Source organism: Tetragenococcus koreensis (genome assembly GCF_003795145.1).
Taxonomy (GTDB): Bacteria; Bacillota; Bacilli; order Lactobacillales; family Enterococcaceae; genus Tetragenococcus; species Tetragenococcus koreensis.
The window spans coordinates 2415171-2439285 of the sequence record NZ_CP027786.1 but is presented as its reverse complement, the minus strand read 5'-3'; the positions used below and the strand labels follow the sequence as shown (position 1 = coordinate 2439285).

Annotated in this window: 22 protein-coding genes; 3 read left to right on the top strand and 19 right to left on the bottom strand. The window is 35.1% G+C overall.

Annotated elements, in window-relative coordinates; all coding sequences use genetic code 11:
* Positions 1-22: 22 nt before the first annotated feature.
* Positions 23-1513, bottom strand: coding sequence for a xylulokinase (gene xylB / locus C7K43_RS11675; RefSeq protein WP_124006992.1), 1491 nt, complete (start codon positions 1511-1513; stop codon positions 23-25).
* An 18-nt stretch (positions 1514-1531) separates the two neighbouring features.
* Positions 1532-2839: a xylose isomerase gene (gene xylA / locus C7K43_RS11670; protein WP_124006991.1), complete on the bottom strand. Its 1308-nt coding sequence runs from the start codon at positions 2837-2839 to the stop codon at positions 1532-1534.
* Between the two features lie 432 nt (positions 2840-3271).
* On the opposite strand from xylA, the gene C7K43_RS11665 reads away from it, so the two are divergent.
* On the top strand, positions 3272-4423 hold the full coding sequence (locus C7K43_RS11665; protein ID WP_124006990.1) for an ROK family protein: 1152 nt from the start codon (positions 3272-3274) through the stop codon (positions 4421-4423).
* Positions 4424-4552: 129 nt separating this feature from the next.
* Here the strand turns inward: C7K43_RS11665 and C7K43_RS11660 are convergent, their stop codons facing one another.
* The 9 genes from C7K43_RS11660 to C7K43_RS11620 all read right to left on the bottom strand — a co-directional run bounded on the left by C7K43_RS11660 (position 4553) and on the right by C7K43_RS11620 (position 13542).
* On the bottom strand, positions 4553-5518 hold the full coding sequence (locus tag C7K43_RS11660; protein ID WP_124006989.1) for a D-ribose ABC transporter substrate-binding protein: 966 nt from the start codon (positions 5516-5518) through the stop codon (positions 4553-4555).
* Between the two features lie 15 nt (positions 5519-5533).
* On the bottom strand, positions 5534-6499 hold the full coding sequence (locus tag C7K43_RS11655) for an ABC transporter permease (RefSeq protein ID WP_124006988.1): 966 nt from the start codon (positions 6497-6499) through the stop codon (positions 5534-5536).
* On the bottom strand, positions 6496-7980 hold the full coding sequence (locus tag C7K43_RS11650) for a sugar ABC transporter ATP-binding protein (protein ID WP_124006987.1): 1485 nt from the start codon (positions 7978-7980) through the stop codon (positions 6496-6498). The genes C7K43_RS11655 and C7K43_RS11650 overlap by 4 nt, the downstream gene beginning before the upstream one ends.
* An 11-nt stretch (positions 7981-7991) precedes the next feature.
* Positions 7992-8390, bottom strand: a complete 399-nt coding sequence (gene rbsD / locus C7K43_RS11645) for a D-ribose pyranase (RefSeq protein ID WP_124006986.1) — start codon at positions 8388-8390, stop codon at positions 7992-7994.
* Entirely contained in the window at positions 8365-9273 is a 909-nt protein-coding gene (gene rbsK / locus C7K43_RS11640; protein ID WP_124006985.1) for a ribokinase, read from the bottom strand. Before rbsK ends, rbsD begins: the two co-directional genes overlap by 26 nt.
* Positions 9266-10252 (bottom strand): LacI family DNA-binding transcriptional regulator, encoded by a 987-nt coding sequence (locus tag C7K43_RS11635; RefSeq protein WP_124006984.1) that lies wholly within the window; start codon positions 10250-10252, stop codon positions 9266-9268. The genes rbsK and C7K43_RS11635 overlap by 8 nt, the downstream gene beginning before the upstream one ends.
* 258 nt (positions 10253-10510) lie before the next feature.
* Entirely contained in the window at positions 10511-11173 is a 663-nt protein-coding gene (locus C7K43_RS11630; protein ID WP_124006983.1) for a hypothetical protein, read from the bottom strand.
* Between the two features lie 302 nt (positions 11174-11475).
* Entirely contained in the window at positions 11476-12195 is a 720-nt protein-coding gene (locus tag C7K43_RS11625; RefSeq protein ID WP_226996793.1) for a TIGR04141 family sporadically distributed protein, read from the bottom strand.
* Positions 12196-12207: 12 nt separating this feature from the next.
* Positions 12208-13542, bottom strand: a complete 1335-nt coding sequence (locus C7K43_RS11620) for an IS4 family transposase (RefSeq protein ID WP_124006981.1) — start codon at positions 13540-13542, stop codon at positions 12208-12210.
* Positions 13543-13631: 89 nt separating this feature from the next.
* Between C7K43_RS11620 and C7K43_RS11615 the strand changes: the two genes are divergently transcribed.
* The gene (locus tag C7K43_RS11615) at positions 13632-15050 is read left to right on the top strand and encodes an ISLre2 family transposase (protein ID WP_124006980.1); all 1419 of its coding nucleotides are present in this window, start codon (positions 13632-13634) and stop codon (positions 15048-15050) included.
* A gap of 303 nt (positions 15051-15353) precedes the next feature.
* On the opposite strand, the gene C7K43_RS11610 is transcribed toward C7K43_RS11615, so the two are convergent.
* The 5 genes from C7K43_RS11610 to C7K43_RS11590 all read right to left on the bottom strand — a co-directional run bounded on the left by C7K43_RS11610 (position 15354) and on the right by C7K43_RS11590 (position 20983).
* The gene (locus C7K43_RS11610; RefSeq protein ID WP_157977753.1) at positions 15354-16286 is read right to left on the bottom strand and encodes a TIGR04141 family sporadically distributed protein; all 933 of its coding nucleotides are present in this window, start codon (positions 16284-16286) and stop codon (positions 15354-15356) included.
* A 536-nt stretch (positions 16287-16822) separates the two neighbouring features.
* Positions 16823-18817, bottom strand: coding sequence for a transketolase (tkt, locus tag C7K43_RS11605; protein ID WP_124006978.1), 1995 nt, complete (start codon positions 18815-18817; stop codon positions 16823-16825).
* A gap of 48 nt (positions 18818-18865) precedes the next feature.
* A complete protein-coding gene (locus C7K43_RS11600) occupies positions 18866-20221 on the bottom strand; it encodes a PTS ascorbate transporter subunit IIC (RefSeq protein WP_124006977.1) in 1356 nt (451 codons plus the stop codon).
* Between the two features lie 11 nt (positions 20222-20232).
* Positions 20233-20523, bottom strand: coding sequence for a PTS sugar transporter subunit IIB (locus C7K43_RS11595; RefSeq protein WP_124006976.1), 291 nt, complete (start codon positions 20521-20523; stop codon positions 20233-20235).
* 1 nt (position 20524) lies between these two features.
* A complete protein-coding gene (locus tag C7K43_RS11590; RefSeq protein ID WP_124006975.1) occupies positions 20525-20983 on the bottom strand; it encodes a PTS sugar transporter subunit IIA in 459 nt (152 codons plus the stop codon).
* A gap of 243 nt (positions 20984-21226) precedes the next feature.
* Here C7K43_RS11590 and C7K43_RS11585 point away from each other — a divergent pair, with 243 nt between their 5' ends.
* Complete coding sequence (locus C7K43_RS11585) at positions 21227-21562, top strand: helix-turn-helix domain-containing protein (protein ID WP_124006974.1); 336 nt, start codon at positions 21227-21229, stop codon at positions 21560-21562.
* Between the two features lie 222 nt (positions 21563-21784).
* Here the strand turns inward: C7K43_RS11585 and C7K43_RS11580 are convergent, their stop codons facing one another.
* Genes C7K43_RS11580 through C7K43_RS11570 form a run of 3 tightly spaced genes read right to left on the bottom strand, consistent with a single transcriptional unit; the run spans position 21785 to position 24109 of the window.
* Positions 21785-22756: a Gfo/Idh/MocA family protein gene (locus C7K43_RS11580; protein ID WP_124006973.1), complete on the bottom strand. Its 972-nt coding sequence runs from the start codon at positions 22754-22756 to the stop codon at positions 21785-21787.
* A gap of 19 nt (positions 22757-22775) precedes the next feature.
* Positions 22776-23804: a PTS fructose transporter subunit IIC gene (locus C7K43_RS11575; RefSeq protein WP_124006972.1), complete on the bottom strand. Its 1029-nt coding sequence runs from the start codon at positions 23802-23804 to the stop codon at positions 22776-22778.
* 5 nt (positions 23805-23809) lie between these two features.
* Entirely contained in the window at positions 23810-24109 is a 300-nt protein-coding gene (locus C7K43_RS11570; protein WP_124006971.1) for a PTS fructose transporter subunit IIB, read from the bottom strand.
* Positions 24110-24115: the final 6 nt, after the last annotated feature.

The following is a 24115-nucleotide window of genomic DNA, read 5'->3' as shown; positions in this document are numbered from 1 at the left end:
TTGAAAGTTTTCTATAAATTACTCATAATCTCAGTTTATGAGTAATAGATTTTGTAGATTTATAAACTTTAGTATACAATTCATAAATTCGTTTATATTTCTCCACATTTTCTGGAATTGGGTCAACTTTATCGACATAATTTATTATACGTCCAATGCAATCTTCAAATGTTTCAAACCAATCAAGGCCCATTGCCGCAATCATCGCTGCTCCTAGTCCAGGCCCTTCCTCAGCCTCCAGGTTAACAACTTGCGTGTTGAAAATATCAGCTTGAATTTGTAGCCATTCTTTATTCTTTGCCCCGCCGCCAATGGATATTATTCTATTAAAGTTCTTTTTTCTTAGAGATTCCATTAATACTTGGGAATCTTTTAAAGAAAAAGTTACTCCTTCAATGACTGCTCTTTTTAAATCAGTTAATGTGTGATCATGGCTTAATCCAATAAATGAAGCTCTAATTTGGCTATCAAAATAAGGAGTTCTTTCTCCTGAAATGTAGGGAGTAAACAATAAGCCGTTGCTTCCAATTGGAACATCTGATATATTACTTAAAAACTTATCATACGATTGTTCTTTATCTATAAGATTTTTAAACCAAGAAACGCTATGTCCTGCAGATAACGTTACCCCCATTGAATAATACTTATTTGGCAATACATGATTAAATAAATGGACACTTCCCTTGTATTTGTCATGGATACTGTCTTCAAGAGATAGAAAAACACCCGAAGTACCAATACTTGCTATCGCAGTATCAGGATCAGCCAACCCCACTCCTAGAGAAGAGACGGCATTATCAGCGCCACCAGCAAATACCTTTATATTATTTTTAAATCCATATCTTTCTTTGATGTTTTCATCTAGGTTTCCAATAAACTCAAATGAATTCACTAATTTTGGCAGGTACTCTATAGGAATGTTGTACTGTTTTAAAATAGTCGGCGACCACTTTTTTTCTTTTATATCCATCAACAAAGTACCTGCAGCATCCGAATAATCCATATGAAATTTTCCAGTTAAAGAATACCTGAGATAATCTTTTGGTAAAAATATTTTCCTTACTTGCTTCCAAACTTCAGGTTCATTTTCTTGCACCCATAATATTTTAGGTAATGTAAAGCCTTCTAAAACAACATTTTTAGTAATTTTCAAAATCTCTTCGCCAAAAGTACCTGTTATATATTTACACTGTTTTGTAGTACGTACATCATTCCAGAGGATTGCAGGTCTTAGTACATTTCCATTATGATCAGCTAACACTAATGAATGCATTTGGCCAGAAAAACTAATTCCTTCTAAGTTCCTGGTAAAATCGCTAACCGACTTTGAAAATTTTCCAAATAAATGATAGCAGGCTTGAATCCAATCATTTGGATTTTGTTCGTTATAACCGCTTTTGGGATTTAATAGTTCATATTCTACTGACTCTATACAAATAGTTTTGCCTGTTTCATCTAGTAGATTCCCCTTTAGTGAACTAGTCCCTAAATCTAAACCTAATACATAGCTCATTTCAATCACCTATACTTTCTACACTAAATAATCATTCATGAGTGACTTGATATGTTCAATGTGTCCAGATTTATTTTCTACTTCATTAAGTGACAAAGCATATTTAGTTAACGATTCTAAATCTTCCTTATTTTCGATAATTTGTTTTCCAATTCCAGCGGAAAAACTTGCGTATCTATCTTCAATAATTTGTTCAAAAAATTTATCGTTTTTCATTTTGGCTGCTGAACGCAACCCCCTAGCATACGTGTCCATTCCTGCAATATGTGCTAGAACTAAATCTTCCATTTCAAATGACGTTCTTCTAACTTTTGCATCAAAGTTAATTCCTCCGGGTGCTATGCCATCATTTTCTAAGACTTCATACATGGCTAAAGTAGCAGTATATATATCAGTAGGAAATTCGTCAGTATCCCAACCAAGTAATAAATCTCCTTGGTTTGCATCCAACGAACCCAATGAATCATAATTTCTTGCGACGTTTATCTCATGTTCAAATGTATGACCAGCAAGAATTGCATGATTTGCTTCAAGATTTAGTTTAAAATCATTTTCTAATTCATACTTTTGTATGAATGCCATCGCAGTAGCTGCGTCATAATCATATTGGTGCTTGGTTGGTTCCTTTGGTTTTGGTTCAATTAAGAATTGAGGTTGGTGGTCAATGCTCTTTGCATAATCAATAACCATTCGGTAAAAACGCGCTAAATTATCTAACTCAAAATTCATATCTGTATTCAATAGGTTTTCATAGCCTTCTCTACCGCCCCAAAAAACATAATTCTCACCATTTAGTTTTTTACTAACGTCTAACCCCTTTTTAACTTGTGCCGCTGCAATAGAATAAACATCAGCATTATTCGTTGTTGCTGCTCCGTTAACAAACCTTGGATGTGTAAACATATTTGCAGTATTCCATAATAATTTAATTCCTGTTTTATCCATTTTTTCTTTAATGTAATCCGTTATAACATCAATGTTTTCAAAAAATTCTTTTAAGGAATCTCCTTGAGGTGCTATGTCAACATCATGAAAGCAAAAGTACTCAGCATCCAATTTTTCCAATATTTCAAAAAATGCATCAACACGATTCTTAGCTGTGTCCATTGGGCTGTTACCTTCCCAGTTTCTCTGATAAGTCCCGTCTCCAAAAGGATCAGAACCGTCTTCTGTCATCGTATGCCAAAAGGCAACTGCAAAACGTAAGTGGTCTTTCATCGGTTTACCTAAAATAATTTCTTCTGGATTATAATGCCGAAATGCATATTTGTTATCTGTATCTTTACCTTCATACTTGATTTTTGGAACGCTTTCAAAATAATTCATTTATTTTCCACCTTTCTTCTCAGTTGGTACGCAACTCGTACTAACTGTTTAAAATCATTCTACAATGCTAATTTTATGTTGTCAAGCGCTTTCAGAATATATTTCGTTTGTTTCGACAAAATGAAATTTTAATAGCATAATTACTATATGAAAAGCCTAGATTGGATTGCAAAGTGTTTATGATTCGTGTAACGTAACCGTTGAAGTTTCCTTTCTGTTAGTTATTACTGATTATGCTTTAGCTTTGCTAATTTTACTTTTTATATCTTCAGCTCACCCAAGCCTAACCCAAGATGGTTTAGCTACTTAAAAATCTATTCAAGATAAAATAAATTTTGTTGACAAATCCTATTCCTAAATTTGAACACATTCAATATTAAACTAATAAAAACAGCCCCCTTAAAATTATTAAATACAAAAGGAGTTTCAATAATGCAAATTTATAACCCAACCCATCAAAGTGAATCTCTCGTGTTAGAAGATATTATAAACTATCAAGAAATTTCTAGAGCAAAATTAACCAAAATTACTAACCTTACCAAATCTTCTATTTCAGATATAACTAAAACTTTAATAGATAAAGAAATCATCTATGAAAGTAAAGTAGGCAACTCCACTATTTCTGGTGGACGCCGTCCCATTTATTTAAAATTCAATGGGAGTAGTGCTTTAGCTATCGGCATTGAAATCGGTCGAAACTATATAAAAAGCGGTTTATCATATATAAACGGTAAGTTAATAAAAGAAAAAAATTATGTACACATAACAATCAATCAACATAATATTATTGATATTTTGTCTCAAATAATCCAACAATTATGTAAAAATTCGCCAAGAACCAGTTATGGAATTATTGGAGTTGGTGTGGCTATTCATGGAAGTGTTTACAAAAATAGGATAACTTTCGTTCCATATTCTGACATAGATGAAATTGAACTCCAAGAAAAATTAAGCTCTAATATAAATTTACCAGTTTTTTTAATTAACGAAGCCAATGCAAGCGCGCTAGGAGAGTACACCTTCACTTCTAACTCAGAAAATTTAATAAGTATTAGCATCCAAGATGGTATAGGCGCTGGCATTGTTGAAAAAGGAACTTTATATAACGGAAAAAATGGTAACGCTGGTGAGATTGGACATACGACCTTATATCCTGATGGTAGATTATGTCCGTGTGGTAACCATGGCTGTTTAGAACAATACGCTTCAACATCTGTATTATATAGAGAAATCTCCCAACTAAAGAAGATAGAGATCTGTAATCTTCATAATATTGCCTACTATTGGTATAATGATGAGGAAATTGTACAACTATTAAAAAATAACGCTAAATTATTAAGTATAGGAATAAACAACATCGTTAGTATGTATGACCCTGAAATAGTAGTTATAAATAATGAACTTTACCGTAAAATTCCGGATTTAATTAACATTATAGAAAAACATTTAACAAGTAGGAATAGCAGCAATGTCCACATACAAAATACTTCTTTAGAAGGTAAAACTACATTATTTGGTTGTATTTCGCTCGTTATTAGACAGTTTTTAAAATTAAATAGGATCAAATTTAAAATAAACATATAACAAGTTTTTGGTTATTTTTTAAAACGCCTTAATAACAAAACACCCCTACTTGTATATCAAACTAGACGCGCGCTAGAACAAGTAGGGATGATTTTAATTTTAAAACAAACACTTTTAAGTTAAACCTTATTAATCTTCATCTTCAGCCGTAACTAATTCTAAAGGTGAAGAAATTTCTTCTTCCACTGTTTCGCCAGAGAAATGGTCATAGACAGCTTCTACGCCCAGTTCACCCATATCATAAGGTTGTTGGGCAACAGTGCCATCCAAATCACCATCTTCTACTGACTGGATAGCATCATCGTTTCCATCAAAGCCAATGACCATAACATCATCGTCTAATCCAGCAGACTCTAAGGCCTCAATAGCACCTAATGCCATTTCATCATTTTGTGAAAACACTGCATCAATATCCGAATGGGATTGCAATAAGTTTTCCATCACATCTAGTCCTTCTGAACGATTGAAGTTTCCCGATTGCGATTCAAGAACATTCAGTTGATCTTCAGCAACATTATTAAATCCTTCACCACGTTCATTAGTTGCTGATGCTCCAGGAACCCCTTCAATCTGCACAACATTAGCATCTTCTCCTACAGAATCAACGATATATTTTGCAGCCATTTCCCCACCTTCAACATTGTCAGAAGCAATCAAAGTTATTACTTCCCCATCAGAACTTGACCGATCCAATGTAATAACAGGGATATTTGCGTCGTTAGCAGATTCTACTGCTGGTACAATCGAATCAGAATCTACTGGGTTGATAAGCAAAATATCAACATCTTGTTGAATCAAATCATCAATATCGTTAATTTGCGTTGCCGTATCATCTTGTGCATCAACGGTTTGAACGGTTGAACCTTGCTCTTCTGCTGTTTCTACTACGCCTTTTTCTAGTTGTCCAAAGAATGGGTTATTCAAAGTAGAGACAGACAGACCAATAGTGATATCTTCAGGAGCTAATTCTTCAGTTTCACCTTCATCGCCACCTTCGCCCTCTAACCTTGCTGCATTACCGCAGGCTGTCAATATAAATGCAAAAATCATTGTTACCATGAGTAATAGTTGTTTTTTTAAACCAAATCTCTTCATTAGTCTCCTCCTTAGTTAGTTTCCTTTACGATCAATTAATACGGCGATAATAATCACAATTCCTTGAACTACTTGCTGATAAAAACTTGATACGCCCAATAAGTTCAACCCATTATTCAATGTTCCCATAATCAAAGCACCGACAAATGTTCCAAATAATCTCCCCTTTCCTCCTGATAAACTTGTTCCTCCAATAACAACCGCTGCAATAGCATCTAATTCATAAGTTGTACCTGCTGTTGGTTGCGCTGAATTCAAACGAGAGGCTAAAATCAATCCTGCAACAGCCGAAAGAACACCGGATATTGAATACACAGCCATTTTGATTCGATCGGTTTTAATACCTGCTATGAAAGAGGCGTCTTCATTTCCCCCTACTGAAAGCGTCTTTCTACCAAATGTCATTTTATGCAATAAACAATAAAGGAGAGCAAATGCTAGAAACATGATAATGACTGGAAAAGGGATTCCAAACAAATACCCTCTACCTACAAATTGAAATAAATATCCTCCGCCAAATCCTGTAATTGGGTTGCCACCAGTGTAAATAAGTGTTAAACCCCGATAAATTGTCATAGTTGCTAGTGTTGCAATAAATGGAGCTACTCTTCCTTTTGTTACTAGAAATCCATTAAATAGCCCCATAATCCCGCCAAAGAAAAGGCCTCCAATAATTCCGACAATAGGAGGGAGTCCCTCTGCTATTAAACCAGCTGTTAACGCACCACTGAGGGCTAAGATTGAACCCACAGATAAATCGATACCTCCTGTGATTATGACAAATGTCATCCCAAAAGCGATTAAAGCGTTGACAGATGCTTGACGTAATAGATTCAGTAAATTCGTAGGGGTTATAAAGCTTGGATTCATAACTGTTACAAGAATAATAAGAACAATTAAAGCTAATAAAGGACCAAGTTTTCGATAAAACTCACTTCGTTTTAGTTCTTTTTTTGTTTTGTTTTCTGCAGTATCTTTCATTTGGAACCTCCTGTTGCATATGTCATGATATTTTCTTCAGTCAGTTCTTCTTTATTCAACTCGCCAGTGACAGTTCCTTCGTAAACGACAAGAACTCGATCACTGATACCAATAACTTCAGGTAAATCACTCGAAACAACAATAATGCCTACTCCTCGTTGGGCTAATTCCTTCATCAATTCATAAATTTCTCTTTTGGCGCCAACGTCTACTCCACGGGTTGGTTCATCCAAAATCAGAACATTTAGACCCACACCAATCCATTTTGCTAAAACCACTTTCTGTTGGTTACCTCCCGACAAAGAAAGCGCTGGTTGATTGATATCTGTCATTTTTACACTTAGCCTCTTTACCAATAAGTCAACAAATTCTCCTTCTTCTTTTCGATTGATCCATCCTCCTTTCGAAAACTCATTTAAAGCGGTAAGGCTTACATTATCCCGTATTGAAAAATCAAGAATAAGCCCCTCGTCTTTTCGATTTTCTGTCACAAATCCTATTCCTGCTTTGATGGCATCAAAAGGGCTTTTTATTTTCGCTTCATTACCGTTGACTACTATTCGCCCCGAGCTGGACGAGTCTGCGCCAAAGATGGATCTCATAATTTCAGTCCTGCCTGCACCCATTAATCCAGAAAAGGTAAGTATTTCTCCCTCATGCAATTGAAAAGAAACATCTTCAAAAACATTTTTTCTGGTTAAATGCTCTATTTCCAATATGACATTTCCCTTTTCGATGTTCATATCTGGATAATAATTTTCTATATCTCTTCCAACCATTTGTTTAACAATTTCATCATTATCTGTGTCTTTCGTTAACTTAGTGCTTACCGTGACACCATCACGCATCACTGTCACTCGATCGCTAATTTCAAATATTTCTTCCATTCGATGGGAAATATAAATGATTGAAACGCCCTCAGCAGACAATTTTTTTATAATACCAAATAACATATTGATTTCTTTTCCTGCTAAAGCAGCTGTTGGTTCGTCCATGATAATCACTTTTGCATCATTTAAAAGTGTCTTGGAAATCTCAATCAGTTGTTGTTGTCCCACACTTAAGGTACGCATTTCACGATTCAAATCAATAGAAAAACCAAGTTCCTCGAAAACTTTTGTCGCTTGTTTAGTCATTTCCTTATTATTGACCCAGCCAATTGTATTTCTGATCTCTTTTCCCATAAACATATTTTCCAAAACGGTCATATCAGGCCATGTAATCATTTCTTGATGAATAAAACTGACCCCATTTTCTTCTGCTTCGCTGGGATTTGAAAATTTAGTTTCTACTCCATCAACCAGAACTTTCCCTTCGTTTTGTTCATGTAGACCTGTAAGAATATTCATCAAAGTTGACTTACCGGCCCCATTTTCCCCAACTAGAGCATGGACCTCTCCTGTTTTTAAGTCAAAATTTGTGTCACTAAGTACAACATTATCACCAAATGTCTTTTTTATATTTTCTAGTCTAATCTCCACCGTGACGCCTCCTAAAAAATTGGTTTTGATTGAAGGATTATATTAGCAAAAGGAGTACATTCACCTGTGCGAATAATTGCCCTAGCACCTTCTGTTAAATTTTTAAATTCTTCATGAGAGACATAGTTGTACGCTACATCCTTATCCATTAAACCAAAAATTTCTTCTTCTAAATCTCTATTTTTGGTATTGATCTCTTCAGCAAGGAAGACTTTTTCAATTGCCATATCATCTAAAACTGCTTTAAGAGTATTCACAAATGTCGGCATGTTAGCAGTTAACGCCAAATCGATTTTTTTGACGCCCTCAGGCACAGGTAACCCAGCATCAGCAATCACTATCTGATCTGTATGTCCCAAATCAGATAACACTTTGCTTATTTCACTATTCAATATTCCATTTTTTTTCATAATATTCACTGTCCTTCATTTCATTTAATAAGGGTATCCCAGTTTGTGCACCATGTTTCTGAATAGAAAGAGAAGCTGCTAAATTGGCGAATTCAACACAATCCTTAATGGATAATTTTTTAGTAATTGCAACAGCGAAAGCCCCATTAAAGGTGTCTCCTGCGCCAGTGGTGTCGATAATTTCTTGCGGTTCAAATGCATCCACTTTTACTATTTCATTTCCATCATGATACTTGACGCCTTGAGCTCCCAATGTGACAAACAATTTATTCGGATATCTTTTCATAACATCTTCCATTTTTTCATCAGGAAATAAAATAGAAAATTCAGTCTCATTAGGGGTTAAATAAGTTACTTTATTAATATAACCATCGCCAAGAGGCCTTCCAGGCGCTGGATTCAGTAAAATAGGTATCCTATTTTCGAAGCAGTAGGCAATTACTTCTTCCACGACCTCTTGAATAACCTCGTTTTGAATCAAGACAAAATCACTTTGGTCAAATGCAGCACGCGCTCGGTTAACTGAATCTCTTGTTACTTCTCCATTAGCTCCTGGAATATAAATAATCGAATTATCATTGGCTTCGATATTAATAAAAGCCGCACCAGATGGTTGTTCTGTAACCCGTTCCACATTTTCAACAGAGATACCTTCTTCGATTAAATTAGCAATAAGTAAATCACCAAAATCGTCATTCCCTACAGCGCCAACCATATTTGTTTTGGCGCCTAATCTAGCAACAGCAACTGCTTGGTTAGCTCCTTTCCCTCCAAAATTAGTTTCGAATAATTCTCCTTCAATTGTTTCTCCTAGTTCAGGTCGCCTTGACACTGTAACCACAAAATCTGTAGAAATACTTCCAACAACTGTAATTCTAGCCATTCTTTTGTTCTCCTACCTTTCTTAACGATTCTCTTTCAATAACATATGGTTCCAATGATACGCTTTTATGAACAGTTTCTTTATCGATGATTTTAAATAAAATTTGTGCAGCCTCGTATCCGATCTCGTAGCCGGGCTGAGCAACAGTGGTTAATTGTGGATTCATAAAATTGCTGAATGGCGTATTATCATATCCTATAATCTGGATATCTTCAGGAACCCTTAATCCTCTCTTAAGAGCTTCTTTAATAATCGCAAGCGCAAAAATATCATTATTTGCGATGATTGAATCAATATTTTCAAAGTTGTTTAATAATTCTTCTGCTGTTTTTTCTGCATCTTCCGCCTGATAAGTTCTTGTTTCAAATAATTCGTAGTCGATCTGGCTCTCGTTTAATATTGATTCTGCACCTTGCAAACGATCAACTGCTACATCCACGTGTCGTGGTCCAACCATGATGACTACTTTACGAGGTTTACTTTTCAATATTGTTTGGGCTGCTAATTGTCCTCCTTTAAAATGATCTACTGTAACAAAGAAATTTTTCCTATCTTTAACTCTATCCAAAAATACGATAGGAATCCCCTTACCAAAAGTTTGGGCTTCACTGCTAGCCGATAAAACGCCACTAACATTATACTGCGAAAAGAAATCGATATACTTTTGTTCTCTATGTGAATCCCCTTCCACATTTCCCAACAACACCATATAACCTTTTTCCTGCGCTACATCTTCTACACCTTTTGCAATTAAGGGAAAAAAAGGATTTGCTATATCTGGTAATAATAAACCGATCATTTTGGAAGATTTTTGATATAAACTTCTAGCTACCTCATTTGGCTTGTAATTTAGTTCTTTAACCGCTTTCATTATTTTGCGTTTAGCTTCTTTACCAACGTATCCACTATCGTTAATTGCTCTAGAAACAGTTGCCACAGATACTCCAGCTTTGTCAGCTACTTCTCTAATTGTTGCCATATGTCCACCAACTCTAAATTTTTCCTGTATTTATTTTCCCAGCAATATTGTTATCGCTTACAAAGTAAGCATAATATGTACATAAACATTAGTCAATACTTTTATAATATATTGTTTCTATAAAAATGAATCAGACGTTTCCAAAATTAACTTAACAAAAGCAATTTCTATGCCTCAAAATAAAATATAAACGCGTTGATTGAAATAGTTTATTTTGAGAGGCATGGAAAACATTTATTTTTATACTTTCACTCGTTCTTATTTAATTTTGAGTTTTTCTTCTTCCTGTTTAAAACTTTCTTCAGCAAATTCCAATTCATATTGTACTTGAGTATATTTATATATATTTTTTATTCCTATTAACTTCATATAGTCAAAATTCTTCCAACAAAAAATAAAAAATTCTATTGAAATAAGAAATAAAAACGTTAAAACCATAAGTGCACGATACGGTGTTAACAAATTATATAAAGATAAAGCTGCTGGAACGATTATCAATTTAAAAAAATTTACAAGTATTTTCAAAATTAGATTTCTCTCTTTTTTACTTTTAATTAATAAATAATCTTTTTCTTTTATTAATTGTTTCACTTGACTAGCTTTAAAAATATGATTTTGTTTAAATTTATTGAGTAATTTCCTTTTGTATTTTTCATTTCTTCCAAAGAATTTATCGCGAATAAACATTAAACTAACGTTTCCTATACATAAGCTATATAAAGCCAACAATATAACTTTTACAATTATATTAAAAGTAACATTACTTGCTGTGAGTATAAATGAAACCGCCACTGGCAAAAGGGGTGGTAATATTGCAGTGGTTAAAAGAACAAAAAAATGCAACGTTAAAAAATGGCTACAACTAAATTTATAAATTTCATTAAAAAAATCCTCTGAGTTTGTCTGTGATTGTTTTTCCATTATATTATCCTTCCTTATTATAATAAAAACTTACTAAATTGTTGGTAATATTGAGTGTATTTGGATAGACGCTAGCTTTACATGCATAGCAGAATCAATAAAAGCTCTCGTTTTTGTTTTACAGCATTTACAAAATTCTTCTCCTCTTCTAACCTTTACAGAATTTCAGGCTAAGGTATTGCCTTTAATTTAATCAGTAATTAGCTCAAATAATTAGTCAAAAATACGTGCGTTCGTTTATTACATAATTGTATAATTTTAATCCTCTTAGTAACTATTTTCAGCCAATACTACTTTTTATTTTAAAAAAGACTTAATTGCTCTTGTTTCGTTACGTTAATTTTAATTAATGAATACTTATAATCCATGGATTTCAATTGTTCTAATATTTGGGCTAAATTTACCATAGAAAAGAAAGGTAAATTATCAACTAACGTCCCCTCTTTTTTATCGATAATCGCAAATACAATTTCAAAATCTTCATTTGAATCTTCCTCTGTAATAAAATTCTCACCAAAACTTTCATTAACTAAACCATTAATATAATTTCTAAAACCTAAATCCCCATTCAAAAATTTTGCTGATACCAATCCTTGCGCAAACAAATGACTCAGCTTAGATGACGAATCATTCTTTTTTATATGGATCAATTCTTTATTTTGAGTAATAATATCACAAGGTTCTATTCTGCTTGTCCCATATCTTGGGACAAGATAATCTTTCTTGTCCAAAAGTACAAAATTAACCGAGGAAAGAGCTGCTATTTCGTTATAAGTTCCTTCATGCATGTTTTCTCCACAATCAGGTAATTCTAGCTCTGATAAAGGAGCGTTATTTACTTTGTCCCTTATATTTGAATAAAAATCATTATTAATTTGATACCAATTACCATAGCATAGCATATAACGTTTCCCTTCATGAACTAACTCGTAAAGTATTCCGTCATACACCCTCGATATAAGTATTGGTTCCTCTTGATTATCAACACTAGCGTATACACAATCTTTTTTTAATTTTCTTATTATATTTTTTACTCAAGTTTCGCACACCAAATTAGGGAGATAAGCCTTGATATAATGAGGCAGAGTATCCACCCAGTGTTGGAGTTGACTTGTAATAAAATCTTGTAATTGTTTTCCAGACTCTTCGCTTACCACTTGGATAATATGAACCAATTCGATAAGGGCGGCGGACCAATCGAGCTCTTTTATTTGATCGCCCAGTTCATAAAATAAACCGCCTAAAGTCCGCTCGTCATTGGCACAGCGCTGTTGCCAGCTTAATAAAATGTACCGCGTGAATACAATGGTGGTATGACAAATCAAGGCTTGATAATGCCGTGTTTGCGTTTCTTTGGTTAGATTAAGCAGTGATTTTGAGGCCTTGAAAAATGTTTCGATGTCCCATCTGACCGAATAGGTTTTGACAATTTCTTGAGAAGATAAATCCAGATCATCGGTCATAATCGCCAACCAAGCACTTTTCTTATTATGATTTTTGACAAAAACGATTTTGACGGGATTTTTGCCAGAACTGGGTTTCACCACGATCGAGGAAATAATCGCTTCTTGTGTATATTCTTTTGTAGATTTCGCATAAAGTTCTTCCAATTTGTATAAACGTTGGTGAAAAAGATATTGGGTTTTTCCATTTTTCACCATCCCGATGGTGTGAATGCCCATTTCGTGTAGTTGATCCATCATTTTAGGAGAGGTAAACCATTTATCCATCAACACATGGGTGGCGTAAATCCCTTGGTCCAAGGCACGTTGAACCATCTCAAGGGCCACTTCTGGCATCTTTTGACTGGATTCTTTGAACCGTTTCGCTCCTACGGTTCGTTGGTCTTTTTCTGTTATGGCTTGGTTAACTTTTTTCTGGCCGGAAAGCAAACCAAAATCAATCGGAATAAAAGAATAGCCATCGGAAAAGCCTAAAGTAAGCATACGATACCCTTTGTAACCTTGTTTGAGCGCATGATCCCAAAGACGAGCCAAACCCGGCACCTCTTGGCTGCGGTTACGATAAAAGGTCGAATCATCCAGAATCAACGTACGAAGATGGGTCTTCGTATCCGTTAAAGCATGAAGCTTTTCGATGACAGAGGCACTAAACCGAAGTAAAAACAGACGCCAGTTGTTATGTGGGTCATTCATCCATCGATAAACGATATCTTTTTTCATATATTGGTCCCCTTCCCGTCCGCTAAGCACTTGATTTAAAGTTTTTCCTTTAAAAACGAGGCTAAAGAGAAAAGTGAAGAGGACAGCCACCGAGTACCCTTTTTGTTTACTAATATGGGCTTGTTTTAAAAATTGTGTGACTTTTAATTCAGAAAAAAGGGCTTTTATTTCATCTAAGTGTAAAATTTATTGAGGTTAATGCTAGACGAATAAAAAAGAAACCGTTACTCTAGTTATTGGGCTGTGACAGGCACTAATAACAGAGGCGGTTTCTTATGGAGTCTATTGTAACAGATTTAGTTGAAGTAATGAAGAAGGAAACGAATTTTTTAGCAAGAGAAAAAGCCATGATGGTCTTTTTTGCCCAACTCCTAGCGACGATAACACAACTTGCCTTCCAAATTCTCGATGCGGAGGTTTCGGCCCAATGCAAAAAGGAAGGCTTTCAAGTGGACCGTAAAAGTGAACGAACGGTGACTTTCTTATTTGGCACCGTGACCTATGTTCGCCGCCGAATGAAAAATCAAGCCAATGAAATTCGTTATCCTTTGGATGAATTTCTGGGTATTCGGAAGAGCCTCCGTTATAGCTCTCTTGTGCTACGCAACGTTTCCCAATTGGGGACAACGATGGTCTACCGTCACGTCTCCCAAGCGATCGACTGTTTGACTTCTTGGCGTATGAGCCATCAAAATGTGCAACAACTGGTGGTCAAAACCGAAGAACTGGTTCAGACACGAAGTACCCATGAAAGTCGTTACGAGGGGGACATTTCTAAGAAAAAAGTGCCCTACTTATATCTAGAAGGCGACGGAGTGAAGATTGGCGGTCAGAAGAAGCAGTCGCTGGAAATCCATCGTTTTCAAGTAAGTGAAGGGAGCCAGAAAGTCGGGCATCGCTCGGAAATGATCGCTCCTCACTTTGTCAGTCATCTCAATCGACAACAAGCGCAAAAAGAAATAATGAACTATATTCAAGCGCATTATGATCTAACAAATACCGTTGTCGTTTCCAATAGTGATGGGGGTTCAGGCTATGAAAAAGCTGTGTTTGATGAACTTTCCTTAGGCTGTTTACGTCATGAACACTTTCGTGATCGGTATCATGTCCATCGGAAAATCAAAGAACGTCTGTCTTTTGTCCCGCAACTTCAAAATCGGATGATCCAGGCGATTCAACATTATGATTGGCAAGAGGTCCAGCTTGTCTTAGACACCTCGGAAAGTTTGATCGAAGAAAAGGAAGCCGAATTCTTGGAACAATTGCGCTTACTCCATCATTATCTTCAAAGGAATTGGCCGTATTTAAAACCTCGGAAAGCCCGAGGGATCGTGGATCCCAAAGCTTGTATTGGCACAATCGAAAGTACCCATCGGAAGATGACCTACCGGATGAAGCGCCAAGGTCGTTTATGGACAAAAACAGGGGCGCAGGCCATGATTCGTGTCATTGATAGTTTAAGAAACCAAGAATTTGACGGTTGGTTGAACCAATATGAAGCCTTACCGAATGATGTACTCGCCCAGGAAAAGCGTTGGAAAGCCATGAAACGTTGGGTACAGAAAAAGCCTAACTTTCAAACGCATGAAGGGGCATTTAAGGGCCAAATTGGTGAAGGAAAAGCTAAAAGTGCCCCTTTAGGCCAATTTGCCAAAGGATTGGAGCAATTAATAACGACACCGAATTATATCTAATAAAAACTTGTTTTTGTTAGATATCATGAGGTCTAACCGAACGAACGTGAGGTAAAAAAATACAAAAAGTGTCTGTCCCAAAGGTCATTTTTTATTCAACCTCAAAAAATTTGACACATACTTATTTCATTCGGTAATTGATTTTTAACGTCTTTTAAGTGTACCATAAGGGTAAGAGCTCCTTTGTTTTTGGTTTGTGGTTAAATCAATTATAAAACAAAAGGAGTTCTTTTTGTATAAGAAGATAAGAAGTCAAGTCTATAATTTTTCCGGCTCAAGAGCTGACGAAACCGTTGTTTAGTATCATTTTACATGTGCGAAACTTGAGTTTTTTATATTATTCTTATGAGTCTGTATGTAATTCAAATATAACTCATATTCAAGATCAATTGAAACTGGACACTTATTCTGCATTCCGGAAAAGTAAAAACCATTTATATCTTCCCAATTTAAAACATGATTTGGACCTATTACAATATTTTTTTCTGAGTCTAAAATATCCTCTGATAGTTTTTTATCTAGGCTAGCTTTAACGGCTTTATCGTTCTCTTGGTGAATATTATCTAACCAGCCAAAACCGTTTTCTTTATATTTTGTATCTTTGTATTTAGAATAAAAAAATACTATAGATTCTTTGATGTCTTCGATTTTCATTTTTTTAGTAGCTATTAAGGAATCCGTTCCAACTAAAAATTTAGCTGTACTTTCTTGTTCTGGCGAACCTGATATTGATTTTAATATTTCCTTTTCTGGGTCAACCTGAAGGTTTTCTTGTGTAGTAAGTGTCATAGCTTGTTTCTGAGTAGCAACTAAAGTATCTTCTATCATCATCGAATTAAGACTTCTTATCTTACTTGGATCAACTAAATTTGCCGATACAAACAATCCAAAATTTCGAGTAATAGTTGTATCATCTAGCATAGATTTCCCATAGCCAAACGTAATACTAAAAAAACGTCCTTCATGCTTAAAAACCACCGCCGCTTTATTCGAAGCGTTCTTCCCAATCCCAACTGTTTCTTCCTCAGCTAATTTTAACAATGAATCTCGCCATGACGGAAATTTATAAATTGTATTATACAAAAATATTTTCCCAGACAAACCAATCGCTTCTTTTACATCATAGATTTTTGATTCCTCAATTGCACTATCCTTTATACATTGTTCATACTCTTTCACAGTTTCTTTATGTAAAAAAATTGCCAATTTTTGTGTGTATTCGTTATTATCTGTCATATAATTCTTCCACATCCCATGACTCATATTTTCATCAAAATAATCTTTATAAAAGTAATCTAAAGATCCATTTATTCTGCTTTTTATTAGCGTTTGTTCTTTAAAAAACTTTTCAAAAAATTACGTCTAGAATATCTCACTATATATTTCTTTTTTCGTATATATCAATTATTTTACTGGTTTGTATAATTTTAGCATAACACCCTTTTTTATAAATTTTAATAGTAGTCTGAAAAAAAGATATAGATCAAGTATTTTCATGCTTAATATAACCTATAAATTCTTTTTTCTGTTCTATAAAAAGTTAACCAGTTTTTAATATCTATTATAGGCGAAAAATTCTTTCTTACTTTAAATATAAATATGTATATTTGTCACAAAGATATTCTTTATTAGGTTTTCTTTTACTTATTCATCTTACACTTAAAAAAATAACACACAAAACCGCCCTCCTTATCGCTATGGTTTATATCAACCTTACAATAAAGAGAGCGGCTCTTACCCTTTAAAATAAATTTTTCTAAATAAATATCTTCCTATTCCACCATTGAAAGATACTTATCAACTATATTATCAACCGTAAAACCAAAATACTTAATAACGTCATCGCCAGATCCGCTCTCGCCAAATCTATCGATACCAAATATCTCGCCATCTAAACCAACATAACGATCCCAGCCAAATGTTGCTCCCATCTCAATGCTCAGCCGATTTTTCACCTCTTTTGGCAAAACACTTTCTTTGTATTCTTTTGATTGTTTATCAAACAAATCAAAACTTGGGAATGAGACTACTGAGACATCATGTCCTTTTTCTAATAACCTTTTTTGTGTCTCTACTGCAATTGCCACTTCAGAGCCTGCTGCTAATAACAGTCCTTCAGCTTTATCTTTTGCTGGAGAGATAGTATATGCACCCTTTTCAACGCCTTCAGGTGCTAATTCTTCAGAATTTTCAAGTACAGGTAAAGCCTGACGCGATAGGGCTAAGATTGTAGGATGATCTTCTGAGTTCAATGCATGTTTCCAAGCTGCTACTGACTCATTTGCATCTGCCGGTCTAAACAATGTTATATTAGGCATCGCCCGATAGCTTGCTAATTGTTCGATAGGTTCATGTGTTGCACCATCGAAACCAACCGCAATGGAATCATGGGTAAATACATAAATTGCTGGTAGCTTAGAAAGAGCCGCTAAACGAATGGCTGGGCGTGCATAATCTGAAAATACAAAGAATGTACCAATATATGGGAAGGTTCCACCATGTAACAAAATTCCGTTATTTATAGCCGTCATTGCAAATTCTCGTACGCCAAACCAAATATTTTTCCCTTCATACTGTCCAGGAAGAAAATCTTTCGCTCCATCTATCATAGTTTTATTAGAAGAAGCTAAGTCAGCTGAACCACCCCAAAAGTTAGGTACAACCTTGGCTATTTTATTCAAAAGCTCTGAGCTAATATTTCTTGTTGCGTATCCTTTAGAATCAGACTCATACGAAGGCAGACTTTCTTCCCAATCTTCAGGAAGTTTTCCGTTAATCACATTCGTAATCTCGTCACTTAATTCTGGAAAATCCCTTTTATAGTCCTCCAACAATTGGTTCCATTCTTGTTCAGTAGCATTATTAGCGCCTAAAGTATCATCAAAACGGTCATATACTTCTTGAGGAACTTCAAAGTCATTATAATCCCACTTATAGAAATCTTTTGTAGTTTTCACAGCTTCATCACCAATTGGATCACTGTGCATAGCAGAAGTTCCAGCAGTTGGTGAACCATAACCAATCTCTGTCTTAATTTCTATAATGGATGGTTTGTCTGAAACATTCTTTGCTCTTGTTATGGCTTTGTCAATTTCATCTAAGTCGTTTCCATCTTCAACCTTCGAATAATCCCATTGGAAAGATTCAAATCTTTGTTGAATGTTTTCACTAAACGTCTTATTTAAATCGCCATCTAATTGAACATCATTTGAATCAAACAAAATAATTAATTTCCCTAATTTCAAGTGTCCAGCTAGACTGGCCGCTTCATATGAGATCCCTTCTTGTAAATCACCATCCCCGCATAACACGTAAGTGTAATGGTCCGTTAGGTTGTAATCTTCCTTATTATATAATGAAGCAATATGTTCTTCTGCCATTGCCATACCAACACTATTGGCAATTCCTTGTCCTAATGGCCCTGTGGTTGCTTCTACTCCTTCCGTAATATGAGTTTCAGGGTGCCCAGGAGTCTTGCTTTTTAGTGACCTAAAGTGTTTTAGTTCTTCAATGGAAACATCAAGCCCCGACAGATGAAGTAAACTGTATAGCATAGCAGAACCATGTCCTGCCGAAAGAATAAAGCGGTCTCTATTAAACCATTTCGGATTATTAGGGTTATACTTGTAATGTTTTGTCCAAAGAACATAGGCCATAGGAGCTGCTCCCATTGGTAAACCAGGATGACCTGCACCCGCTTTTTCGATTTGATCTATACTTAGTGTACGTATGGTATTTACTGCTAATTGATCTGTTTTATCAAACATTCTCTTCTTCCTCTCAATTTAAAAATTCGTTATAAAATATATGTTTAGTTAAGCTTTCATTTTTTTATGTGGCCTGAACAATGACAGTGCTATCATAATAGCTAATACCGCTATTACTCCAATAGTTACCAGCACAGGGCCTCCCCATTGTCCTAAGTAACCTAAGAAGAAACCTCCAAATATAAAATCCGCATCTGAAAATGTTGCGCCAGCAAAACCTAAGTCCCCCATTAATGGCATTAAGGCTAAAGGCAAGAAGCTAATTAAAATCCCATTAGCCAACGACCCAATCGTCGTTCCTTTAATACCACCGGTAGCATTCCCGAGGACCCCAGCTGTAGCGCCAGTGAAAAAGTGCGCTACTACTCCGGGTAATATGACAACCCCTCCGATGACTACCATTAATAGCATACTTATAATTCCACCAACAAAACTCGATAGAAAACCTATGATTACAGCGTTAGGTGCATAAGTGAATACAATAGGACAATCTAACGCTGGTTTAGAATCTGGAACTAATTTTTCAGAAATTCCTTTAAATGCTGGAACAATCTCACCTAAAATTAAACGGACTCCTTGGAGAATAATAGCTACCCCTGCTGCAAATTCCCCGGCTAAAATTAAAGCATATAAGATATAATTTGTTCCATCACTTAAAGCTTCTTGAATATAAGAAGGACCAACGAACAACGCAACAATCAGATAAGTAACACCCATCGTAATCGTGATACTTACAGTAGTGTCACGCAAGAATGAAAGTCCCTTAGGAAAGTTTATGTCTTCTGTGGATTTCGAATTTTTCCCTAATTTACTGCCAATAAAACCGCTTAACATATACCCGACTGCACCGAAATGTCCTAAAGCAATATTATCTTGTCCAGTTGTTTTTACAACAAATTTTTGTATTATAGCTGGAGAAAGAGTCATAATAAGTCCTAAAGCTAACCCTCCGACAATAATCATTGGCGTTGAGTCAAAACCTACAACTGTCAAAAGGATGGCAATCATTGCAGCCATATAAAGGGTGTGATGTCCTGTTAGAAAAATATATTTATACTTTGTGATCCTTGCAATTAAAATATTAAAAATCATACCGACTAGCATAATTAAGGCCGAAATAGAGCCATATTCACCTAAAGCTGTGGCAATAATCGCTTCATTGTTAGGAATAACTCCTTGCATGTTAAACGCTTCTTGAAACATTTCTCCAAAAGGCTCTAATGATCCACTCACAACATCGGCGCCTGCTGATAAGACTAAAAAACCAACAAAAGTTTTTATTCCTCCAACGACTGTATCACTTAAGGAAGCTTTTTGAAGTACTAATCCTAGTATTGCAATTATAGCTACCAGTATAGCCGGCGTACTTGCAATATCAGTTATGACTGCTAAAAAATTATTCATTTAGTTCTCTCCTATCCTAAATCTTTCTCTTTGATAATTTGATCTACTACGCCTTCCAGTTCGTCTAGGTCAATGATACTATTTAAAAAGCGGACATCTCCTAAATGACTGACTGAATTTTCAAGGTCCTTTCCAACGATCCAAATATCTGCATCTCCTCTTGATGCATTTCCTAAATCGTAATGGTCAACTTTTACTTCACTCATATCAACATTTTTGTTCTTTAATATTTTTTCAATATTCATTTCCACCATAAAGCTTGAACCTAACCCAGATCCACAGGCTGTTCCTATTCGTAACATATTATTCTTCCTCTCCATTATTTTCTTTTAAGATTATTTCTATATCGGAAAAATTATTTGAATTGTTTATTTTCTCTACATATTTATCTACCGTTAAAATATTCGTTAGCTGCTTTAAAGCTTCCAAATGTTTATCATTGTCTCCGGCAGCGAGTACAATAAAAGTTTTAATTGCGTATTCAGAATCATTTAATAAAAGTACGGGTTTTTTAACTCGTAGTACACTCATTGAAGTTTCGTTTACTCCAAATTCTGGTCTAGCATGAGGGATAGCTATCCCTTTTCCTAAGTAAATAAATGGACCTAATTTTTCGACATTATCAATCATTTTTTCAATGTATTTATTCGTAATATAGCCCTTAGCAAGTAATGGTTCAGAAGCATACCTTATAGCTTCCTTCCAATCGAGATCTGTTTCTGTATACTGGTATGTGTCTGAAGTAATTAATTTTTCTAACATTTTAACCTCCCTAAAAATATCTTTTATAAGTTCCCATAAACGATAACTAAATCATCGATCACCTTCTTTACTTCTTAAACAAATAAAAACAGATAATGCGATTTCATTACCTACATAAATTATAGCACGTTTAACAACTTAAAGTAAATAAATATTAAAAACGTTTTTACTTTAAGTAACTACATACCATAGCGATTCCTCTCTATAATTGATTTATAGAAAGTATTCATTAGGAGAATAAATATGGATTTAATACAATTGAACGAAATAGGGCCCAATATTGCAAAATATCGAAATAAAGTAGGGCTATCACAACAAGAATTAGCTGATGGAATTGGATTAAGTCAGCAAACAATTGGTTTTATTGAAACTGGTCGAAGAAATACTACCATAGAAACTTTAGTAAAAATTGCAAATGTTTTAAATGTTAATTTGTCCACTTTCTTTCAAAGTATTGAAAATGATGAAGATGAAGTAAATCATCTATTACAACGAATTGAACATAGTCTTTCTAAAAATGATTACATAAAAGTTTTTAATGAAATCATTGATTTAACCGATGGTAAAGAAGAAAATTAATGCTAAAACCCTGCTCACTACAAAATCAAGGATATGTATTTTCTAGTAGCAGCGCCCTGAAATTGTAGGAACCTGTTTTTTTAATTAATGGTGTTATAATCGATTTTAAAACACTCTACTTTCTTGTGTAGATAAATTTATCTGACAAGAAAATAGAGTGTTTTTTTCCATTTTATTCAAATGCATTCTTAAATATGACTTTCCAAACGAAAAATGTTTACTTTACTCTTCAAACGGATACTTAAATCCCCAAATATTTCTTACCTCCGTCAAAAGCGCATTAACGTCTCTTGTATATCTCAACTCTTCTCCATTATCATTGTCTTCAATACATTTTTGTAAGGCTAAAGCTTCATACTTTAAAGCGTCTGCAGAGTTTCCTGAGCTTATCTCTTCGACTTTTCCTGTCTCGGTATAAACAATCTTTCCTTTATCTGCACGAGGGTATTCCTCAATCTCAATATAGCCTTTCTCACCTACAACTACACCACGCTTGGGTTGTTTTGCCCTCATCGTCAGAGCCGTTACAACCATTTGTCCTTGTTCATTTTTCATCAATATACCGGATTCTTCGTCTACGCTTGTTTCAAAATAGTTCACCGTCGACAATACCACATTAGGTTTTTGTTCTAAGAAAAAGCGAGCAAATGATAAAGCATAAACCCCAATGTCTAATAAAGCGCCTCCTGCCAGCTCTTTAGAGAAGAAACGATGAGTCGTATCATACTCTTTATGGCTACCAAAATTGACTTGGACTAGCTTCACTTTCCCAATGTCTCCTGTCTCGATCCTTCGTTTCATTTCTTTAAATAACGGCATATGGTACAGTGTCATACCTTCCATGATCATTAAATTTTTTTCTTTAGCGATAGCTACACACTCTTCTAACTGTTCGCTATTAACTGTGATCACTTTTTCAGCAAAAACGTTTTTGCCTGCAAGCAGTGCATTTTTCGTAAATTGATAATGTAGATTATGAGGTGTAGCTACATAAACAATATCAATGTTTTCATCTGCCAACATCTCTTCTTCTTTAGTAAAAACATGCGATACATTATATTCTTCCGCATATTTTTTTGCTTCTTCTTTTGAGTGATTAAACACTCCATAAATTCCATCCAATTGTTGCAAAACATCGCCCATCTCATGAGCGATCCAACCACTACCGATAATACACCAGTTAAATCTTCTCATAATCTTCTCCTTTGTGATTTTAATTTTCTTCTAATTCTTCTGGATCTTTGCGTAATAAAAGAAAACAAAGTGCAGTTACACAAGAACCAATAAGTAAATACAATATCATTAATAGTGGTTTATTATAGAGTAGTATCACAAATATCCCACCATGCGGAGCGTGCATTGTTAGCCCAGTTACATAAGCTAACACACTAGCCACAGATGAACCTGCCATAAGCGCAGGTATCACACGAATTGGATTCTCCACAGCAAAAGGAATGGCAAATTCCGTAATCTGAGCTATCCCTCCAGTGATTAAACCAGGAATACTTGCTCGTTCCTCTTTAGTAAAACGATGCTTTTGTACAAGCATTGCGATACCAATTCCCAAAGGAGGAGTCATACAAGCTAAAGCTGCAGCCGCCATAGGTTCCCAGTTCCCTCCTGCACTTGCAGCTAAAGCAAAAGCGTAAGAAGCTTTGTTAAAAGGACCTCCTAAATCAAATGCATACATACAACCTGTAATAATTCCTAAAATAACCGCATTAGCCGAACTCATGCTATTTAACCAACTAATCATCCCCGAAGTAATCGCCATTACAGGTTGTCCAATGATATACACCATTAATAATCCGATACCTACTACACTAATAATCGGTATAATGAGTGTTGATAAAACCGATCTCATGCTGCCAGGAACAGGGATCTTTTTAAGTTCACGAACGAAGAAGCCCGCAATAATCCCAGCGATTAACGCACCCAGAAATCCTGCGTCCATTTCATCAGCTAGTAATCCACCTACCATACCTGATGCAAGTGCTGGCTTATCTGCAATTGAATAGGCTATGTAAGCGCCTAAAACAGGGATCATTAGGCTAAAAGCATTTTGACCAATCCAATATATGCTACTAATGAAAGTACCGTAGGGCTCGACTGCTTCTTCAATGTTGATACCCCCAAATAAAAATCCTAAAGCTACAAGTATTCCGCCTGCAACAACAAAAGGAAGCATCCACGAAACGCCAGTCATTAGACTACTTTTGATATCGTTTAAAGTCTGCTTCATAACCGTTACGCCCTTTCAAATATTAATTCTGGTTTTTTAATAACTTCATGCGGGTTTGTATGAATTATATTTTTTTCTAAGCCTTCAAACCTTTCTCCTTTTTGGATCTTGACATCATTTGCTAACACGATAATGTCTGCTCCTTGAATATCCTGTTGTGTTAGCTCATTTTCAATTCCTAGCGCCCCTTGGACTTCAACTTTACAATCATGTCCTTTTTGTTTACATATTTTTTTTATTGCTTGAGCAGCCATGTAGGTATGGGCAATTCCTGTTGCACACGATGTAATTGCTATAATTTTCATTGTATT